The sequence below is a fragment of the Paenibacillus sp. tmac-D7 genome (assembly GCF_006519665.1).
In the GTDB taxonomy this organism is placed as follows: Bacteria; Bacillota; Bacilli; order Paenibacillales; family NBRC-103111; genus Paenibacillus_G; species Paenibacillus_G validus.
In genome coordinates this window covers 203,127-210,266 of the sequence record NZ_VIDW01000005.1, presented here as the reverse complement: position 1 = coordinate 210,266, position 7,140 = coordinate 203,127, and the positions used below count along the sequence as shown (strand labels likewise).

The following is a 7,140-nucleotide window of genomic DNA, read 5'->3' as shown; positions in this document are numbered from 1 at the left end:
CTACTATTCATAATCCCACTGTTCCGGTCGGTTCAATCAACCTCTCGAAGCAGCTTTCATATATTAACACGATCGATTCGTAAATTGCAAGTCTTTTTTTTAAAAGTTTCTTGTAACGAATGCAGCCAATCGTGCCTGCCTCAGAAGCGGCAAAAAGTAATATACCAAAACTAAGAATGAAAAGCAACCGAAAAGTTCGAGGTAATTCCTGCCAGACATAAAAAGCCGCCCGCTCTCTCAAAGAACGGACGGCTGCGCCTTATACCGACCAGGCCTCCAGCTTCAGCAGCGGCTCGGCTTTCAACTCCAGCGGCGCGAACTGACCGCGCCGATATTTCAAGAACGCCGCGGCGGCAATCATCGCCGCGTTATCCGTGCACAGGCTCAGCGGCGGCGCCAGCAGCGGCACGCCCGCCTGTGCACAGCGCGCCTCCAAGGCGGCGCGCAGCCCTTTGTTGGCGGCAACCCCGCCCGCCAACAGCAGCTGCTTCGCGCCGTAAGCCTTCACGGCGCGAAGTGCCTTCTCCACCAGGACATCGATGACCGAGTCCTGGAATCCCTTGGCCACGGCCTCCGGCGCCAGTGGCTGCCCTTTCATCGCCGCGGTATTCAACGCGGCCAATACCGCCGACTTCAGCCCGCTGAAGCTGAAGTCGTAAGAATCCGGCTCCAGCCAGGCCCGGGGAAGCGTCACCCCTTCCCCGGTTTCATGCGCAAGCCGGTCAATGTGCGGGCCGCCCGGATACGGCAGCTTCAAGGCTCGGGCCACTTTGTCGTAGGCCTCGCCGGCCGCGTCGTCACGGGTCTGTCCGATAATGCGGAAGACGCCTTCGGATTCGACGTATACAAGCTCGGTATGCCCGCCCGAAACCACGAGCGCGACGAACGGATACGCGAGCTCATGAACAAGCTGATTCGCATAAATATGCCCCGCAATATGATGCACGCCAATGAGCGGCAGCTCCAATGCGAGCGCTAATGTCTTGGCGGCTACCATACCGACCAGCAGCGAGCCGACGAGACCCGGGCCCTGCGTGACCGCAACCGCGGAGAGCGCAGCCGGAGACACCCCCGATTGTTCGATCGCTTCCTCGATGATACAGGTGATCGTTTCCACGTGCTTACGGGAGGCTACCTCCGGCACTACGCCGCCAAACCGCTCATGCGTGGCCACTTGGCTGGACACGACGTTGGACAAAATCTCTTGGCCGTCTCGCACGATCGCTACCGAAGTTTCGTCACAGCTCGTTTCCACCGCCAGTATATAGACGGGCTCCCCGCCGGACCTTTCCCCCGGCCCGTGGCTTGCCCCTGCTTTCGTATTCACAGACGTATCGCTCCTATCCAAATCCTCTATCAAACTGAGATAAGCTTTCCGGCAAATTGAGCTAAGCCTAAGCCTTCCGGCTGATCTTCGGCAAGTCCGCCCACATGATGATCGCGTCTTCCTGGTTGTCCGTGTAATAACCGCGGCGCACACCGACCGACCGAAAGCCTTTTTTTTCGTACAGCCGCCGGGCAATCTCATTGGAGGGCCGCACCTCAAGCGTCATGCGCTGCACGCCGAATAAGCTGGCCGTTTGCTGCATTTCCGTCAGCAGACGTTCGCCGAGCTTTTGCCCGCGGTACTTTTGGCGAATCGCAATGTTCGTCACATGCGCCTCTTCCATGATAAGCCACATGCCGCCGTAACCGGCGACCTCACCGTCGAACTCCAGCACGGTATATTTGGCAAATTGATTGTTGGTCAATTCGTTGTGAAAAGCGCCTGCCGTCCATGGCGTCGTGAACGATTCCTGCTCAATTTCACAAATAGCGGGAATGTCCGCCTCGGTCATTGCACGAAATCGAACTGTATCGTGATCGGCCTCCGCCGTATGATGGAACTCATTCATCTTCGCGAAGCCTCCCTTAGGTCCCTTGGGCGAGAAGTTTCGCCTCGGCTTCCGCCAATTGCGTATAGTTCGGAACCAATGCATGAACATGCTCCAAATCCCCCCGCTTCCAGCGCATACGACCGAGCTCCGCCACGAACCGGGCTCTCAAGCCATGCTCCGTCGTGTGCACAGACCCGCTCCAAAGATTCGCCATCGCTTGAATCGTCTCCCGATGCAGCCCGACCTCGCCTGTAAAAATAATTCGAACCGGCTTATCCGCTTCCGCCTGTACGCGCAAATCGTCCATCCAGGCCGCCATCAGCCGGATGCCGTCCGGCACGACACAACGCCAGCCGGCGGGCGAAGCTTCGTAAACCGCAGCAAAAGCTTGTCCTCTGCGGGCTTCGATCATCGGCACGACCCAGGTCTTCTCCTGCTGCCCGTTCGCCTGCTGCAACACGACATCCATCGCCGCCAGCCGGCCTCCTTGACCGACTATTGTTTCACCGGTATCCGCCTGCTCCCCCGTCGCGGTCATATAAGCGCCGCCCAGAGCCATCGCTTCAAGCGTCGATACCCCGATTAAAGCGAGGTTATGCGTCCATGCGAACGTTTTGGCCACGGTGACGCCAATCCGTACGCCCGTATACGAGCCCGGACCAACGCCGACCGCAAAGGCAGACAGCTCCTTCGGCCGGATACCGGCTTCAGCCATCAGCTTCTGCAGGGTGGGTACCAAATATAACGAATGGTTCCGCTCCGCATAGGAGGTAAGTTCTCCGGTCCATTCGCCGCCGCGCGAGAGCGCCGTCGTCATCGACGTCGTGGACGTATCGACCGAAAGCATCCATAGTTCATCATCGTATTGCCGCGCCGCTGTCATCATAATAACAATCCGTTCTCCTTTAACTGTATGCACCATTGCCGATACGGCTCCCCTTTCGGGACGATACGAAAGCGGCGGGACTGGTTCTCCCCGTGCTCCAACTGAATCGAAAGACGCTCGGGAGGAAGCAGCTCCTCGATAAGCGAAGCCCATTCGATCAGCGTAATCCCTTCGCCGTAGAAGTAATCGTCAAGCCCAAGCTCGTCCGCTTCCTCCAAGGACAACCGGTACACATCCATATGATAAAAAGGGAGCTTCGTTCCCTCGTACTCTTTAATAATCGTAAACGTGGGGCTGTTGACCACTTCTTCCACGCCGATCGCCTTCGCGACGGCTTGAGAGAATGCCGTCTTGCCCGCCCCGAGTTCGCCGTCAAGCGCGATAACCGTCCCCGGCACAAACAACGAGGCCAAGCGTGCCGCAAGCTTGACGGTATCCTCCAGCCCATGTGCGATAAATACATATGAGGACATGGTTACACCCCGTCCTTTCCGCCGACGTCGTTAAAATGATTATACCCTTTCTTGTCAAGCGGCATGACTTCGCCGCCGCTGCGAATCAAACGTACGCCTGAATGCTCGCCGTTCACGTAACCGATCAGGTGAAGAGAAACACCCGCCTTGCCAAGCGCAATCTGCAGCTCCAAGGCATGCTCCGCGGGAGCGGTGCCCAGCAGCTCGTAATCTTCGCCTCCGTAAAGCACATAGTCGAGCGGGTCTTTGCCAGAGGCTGCCGCGTAGGTATAAAGCTCGTCCGCAATCGGGATCCTCTCTTCGATCAAATCGATTCCCACGCCCGATGCTTCAGCGATTTCCCATGCTTCACTCGATAATCCATCGCTCACGTCGTTAAGGGCGCGGCACAGGCCGGACTGGCGAAGCGCGAGCCCGGCTTCGATTTGCGGAAGCGGACGGCAGTGCGCCTCCACCAGCTTCGCATAGGCGAGCGATTCGGCATCCGCTCCCTCGGGCTCAAGCGGCAGATTGCGTTGCAACAGCCAGTCCAGTCCTGCAGCGGAACGCCCCAAGTACCCCGTGGCGAAAACAACATCTCCCACTTTCGCCGACGAACGAAGCAGCGCCTGACCGGCGGCCGTCTCGCCGATAACCGTCACCGATACGGTCATGCCGCCGATCGAGGAGGTCGTGTCTCCGCCAACGACGCGAACGCCGTAGCGGTTGGCGCAATCATACAAACCTTCATATAAGCTGCGAACCCGTTCCAAAGGCGTTTGCTTCGGCAAGCTGAGTGCAACCAGCGCGAACCTGGGCTTGCCGCCCATCGCCGCAATGTCGCTGACCGCCGAAGCCATCGCTTTGAACCCGATGTCCCTGGATCGCATCGTCACAGGCTTGAAGTGAATATCTTCCGTCATCGTGTCACAGGTTAGAATCAACTGTGTGCCCGGATTCACATTCACGACCGCCGCATCATCACCGATCCCGGTCTCAACTCCGCCCTCCCGCTGAAAGGCGGTCGATTGCTTGCCGCCGGTCAGCAAGCGGATCAGCGCAAATTCATCGACCGTTCCCAAAAATATCCGCCTCCGCAATACGTAATGACCCCATTATAGACCTTGCGAATGGTTCGTAGCAACACAAAAGCTTCCCGGCTCGCACGGGCGTGGAAGCTCGCGCAAGCCGGGAAGCCTGGCTTTCGTTCGATCGTCTTCTATTCGATCTCCTGCAGCGCTTCGACCGGAACGACTTTCACATCGGCCGGCTGATCTTCAGCGTGCACTTTGGCCGTTTTCTGCTCCAGGTCCACGCTATCGATCCAGACGGGAACGCCGTTGAATTCAACCTCGATCTTCGTCTCGGCGTTCAAAATTTCTTGCGCCCGATGCACTCTCATCGTTCCTCACCTCCGGTCACCGAGTCGGGATGATCCATCGTATCCGTTGTCGAATCGTCGATCAGGCCGTTGTGCAGAGTAACGTTGCCTCCACCAAGACCTTCGTTGATCATCCGATCGATGTCCATAAAATGCGAGTCTCTTCCCTCAAGCGTGGAATCGTTTGTTTCCAAACCGCCGGATGTGTTCGCTTCGCTCACCCGTATTCACCCTCCTCTCATCGTTTAAATACGCTAAAGAGCCGACAAGCTCCTTACACGGTAGCTTGTCCGGCGAAGCTTTCGTCCATTCGCCGGGCGGAAGCCGCAAAAAACTTCCCAGCCAAACCTTCAATGAGTGGAGCCCTCTCTGCGCATACTATGGAAAAGGGCCCGCACTTCGGTCCAAAGGAGGCTTGCTTATGCATACCGTATGGAAAGGCGCAATCAGCTTCGGTCTTGTGCATGTGCCGGTTAAGATGTTCTCGGCCACGGAAGATAAAGACATCTCAATGAGAATGATTCACACCGCATGCAACACGCCGCTCAATTTCGTGAGAAAATGCCAGCACTGCGAGAGAGAAGTCGAATGGGGAGAAATTTCGCGCGGATATGAGTATGAGCCGGGCGCTTTCGTCTTGTTTGAGAAGGACGAACTGGAGAAGCTGACCGGCGAGGTGACGAAAGAGATTAAAATTCTCGACTTTGTGGATTTGTCGGAAATCGATCCGGTTTATTTCCAGAAGACGTATTACTTGGCGCCGAATGAAACGGGGGCCGGCGCTTACAGTCTGCTGCTGGAAGCGATGAAGCAAACCGGCAAAATCGGCATAGCGAAAGTATCGATCCGATCGAAGAGCAGCTTGGCGGCTATCCGTGTTATCGACCGCTGCATTGCGATGGAAACGATCTTTTATCCCGATGAGATACGATCTGTGGATCAGGTTCCGAATTTGCCGGAGCAAAGCAACGTCAACGACAAGGAGCTCGACATGGCGAAGATGCTGATCAGTCAGCTTTCCACGCCCTTCGAGCCGGAGAAGTATAAGGACGATTACCGGGCCGCCGTGCTGCAGGCCATCGAACAGAAGGTGTCGGGCCAGCAAATCAGCGTGGCGCCGGAGCCGCACCGTGCGAACGTTATCGACTTAATGTCGGCCTTGCAAGCAAGTCTGGAGGCGGTCAAGCCTGTCTCGTCGGAGCCGACGCCTCTACCTGCAGACCGCGCCAAACCGGACAAGCCGAAATCGAGAGCCAAAAGCACAAAAGGCAAGGCCAAAGACAAGGAAACCGTGCCGTCGTAAACGGATAGACCGTCGGAAAGTCTCCGGCATGATATAAACCTGGCTGATTCGGCTAGGTTTATTTGTGCGGCAGCCCCCTGTTTTATTTATGTACAATTTGCTTCATCGTACATTGATTTGGAGGTATATCGACAAAAGCCTGAATACTCGGATGCCTCATCGTTTGCCCCGGAGTCCACTCCAAAAACTGTACTTTAACGACAATTTCCGGGGTTACCCAAACAGCATCTTTGCTTCTCTCAGGCTCATTGGCAAACGGTTTAACTCTAGTAGCAAGAGGGGCCACTCTTTGCGTCAATTCACGCCACTCGCGATGGGTGACCTTACCGGTGCCTGCATGACCGATGTAGTACAGCTTTCCTTCCTGATCATACAATCCAAGCAGCAAGGAGTTAACGACATCCCCCCTGAAAGTAACGCCTGCCACTACCGCAAAAAGATCCCAAAACACTTTACGCTTCTGCCAGCGCTTATCTTTCCCGTTTATCGCGTAGGAGCTGTCCAGCTTCTTGCAGATGACCCCTTCCATTTGATGCTCGATCATGACGGCCAGCAATCCTTCGGCGTCGGTAAAGTTTTGAACGGTCTGGACGTCGGGCTGCGAAATGATCAGGTCTTGTAAAATTTGTTGTCTCTCCGAAAGAGCTCGGTCTGTTACCCATGCTCCATTGCAGAACAAAATGTCAAATACCATATACGTGACGGGGGTTTGAGCGACCGCGAGCTCTATACTTTGTTTTTTTCTCAAGCTATCGCGCTTCATAATCTCATGAAACGACGGTTTGTTATCGTCAAATGCGATGAATTCGCCGTCCAATATAAACGAAGAAGCCGTACAGTACCGGGAGGGAGACAAAAACTCGGGATATTGCAGGGAACGATTATTTAATTTCCGATTCACCAATTGGACGTTCGATCCGTCGAAGTAGGATAACATGCGAACTCCGTCCCACTTTACTTGCGCAACCCAATGATCCCCTGCTGGAAGTTTATCGGTGTTTATAGGTTCGAATGGAACGACCGGCTTTAAAATCATAGCGCCTCCTTCAGCTGTTTCATGACTCATCAAGTTCTCTCCTTAGCTTTAGTCATTTGAAGTCCAATCATGTAGCCGGCACGCATCCGTGTCTTTACACAAAATTAAAATATAAGCCATTGATTATATAAGTAATTGATTATATATTTATACTATGATTTAAGGAGCAGCAAAAGCGTGCTTAGGGAGGTTGAATGAATGTGGA

At 55.0% G+C, this 7,140-nt stretch carries 9 protein-coding genes; 1 reads left to right on the top strand and 8 read right to left on the bottom strand.

The window, feature by feature from the left end; all coding sequences use genetic code 11:
- Positions 1–259: 259 nt before the first annotated feature.
- The 7 genes from tsaD to FKP33_RS05950 all read right to left on the bottom strand — a co-directional run bounded on the left by tsaD (position 260) and on the right by FKP33_RS05950 (position 4,817).
- The gene (gene tsaD, locus FKP33_RS05980; RefSeq protein WP_054797575.1) at positions 260–1,327 is read right to left on the bottom strand and encodes a tRNA (adenosine(37)-N6)-threonylcarbamoyltransferase complex transferase subunit TsaD; all 1,068 of its coding nucleotides are present in this window, start codon (positions 1,325–1,327) and stop codon (positions 260–262) included.
- Positions 1,328–1,394: 67 nt separating this feature from the next.
- Complete coding sequence (gene rimI / locus FKP33_RS05975) at positions 1,395–1,895, bottom strand: ribosomal protein S18-alanine N-acetyltransferase (RefSeq protein ID WP_127606848.1); 501 nt, start codon at positions 1,893–1,895, stop codon at positions 1,395–1,397.
- 16 nt (positions 1,896–1,911) lie between these two features.
- The gene (gene tsaB / locus FKP33_RS05970; protein WP_230876182.1) at positions 1,912–2,799 is read right to left on the bottom strand and encodes a tRNA (adenosine(37)-N6)-threonylcarbamoyltransferase complex dimerization subunit type 1 TsaB; all 888 of its coding nucleotides are present in this window, start codon (positions 2,797–2,799) and stop codon (positions 1,912–1,914) included.
- Positions 2,760–3,236 (bottom strand): tRNA (adenosine(37)-N6)-threonylcarbamoyltransferase complex ATPase subunit type 1 TsaE, encoded by a 477-nt coding sequence (gene tsaE, locus FKP33_RS05965; RefSeq protein WP_054797573.1) that lies wholly within the window; start codon positions 3,234–3,236, stop codon positions 2,760–2,762. Before tsaE ends, tsaB begins: the two co-directional genes overlap by 40 nt.
- Positions 3,237–3,238: 2 nt before the next feature.
- On the bottom strand, positions 3,239–4,297 hold the full coding sequence (gene thiL, locus FKP33_RS05960) for a thiamine-phosphate kinase (protein WP_141334178.1): 1,059 nt from the start codon (positions 4,295–4,297) through the stop codon (positions 3,239–3,241).
- Positions 4,298–4,434: 137 nt separating this feature from the next.
- On the bottom strand, positions 4,435–4,617 hold the full coding sequence (locus FKP33_RS05955) for an H-type small acid-soluble spore protein (RefSeq protein ID WP_054800003.1): 183 nt from the start codon (positions 4,615–4,617) through the stop codon (positions 4,435–4,437).
- On the bottom strand, positions 4,614–4,817 hold the full coding sequence (locus FKP33_RS05950; protein ID WP_054797571.1) for a hypothetical protein: 204 nt from the start codon (positions 4,815–4,817) through the stop codon (positions 4,614–4,616). Before FKP33_RS05950 ends, FKP33_RS05955 begins: the two co-directional genes overlap by 4 nt.
- Before the next feature lie 200 nt (positions 4,818–5,017).
- Between FKP33_RS05950 and ku the strand changes: the two genes are divergently transcribed.
- Positions 5,018–5,899, top strand: a complete 882-nt coding sequence (gene ku, locus FKP33_RS05945) for a non-homologous end joining protein Ku (protein ID WP_141334176.1) — start codon at positions 5,018–5,020, stop codon at positions 5,897–5,899.
- A gap of 82 nt (positions 5,900–5,981) precedes the next feature.
- Here ku and FKP33_RS05940 read toward each other — a convergent pair whose 3' ends face one another.
- A complete protein-coding gene (locus FKP33_RS05940; protein ID WP_372813757.1) occupies positions 5,982–6,965 on the bottom strand; it encodes an ATP-dependent DNA ligase in 984 nt (327 codons plus the stop codon).
- Positions 6,966–7,140: the final 175 nt, after the last annotated feature.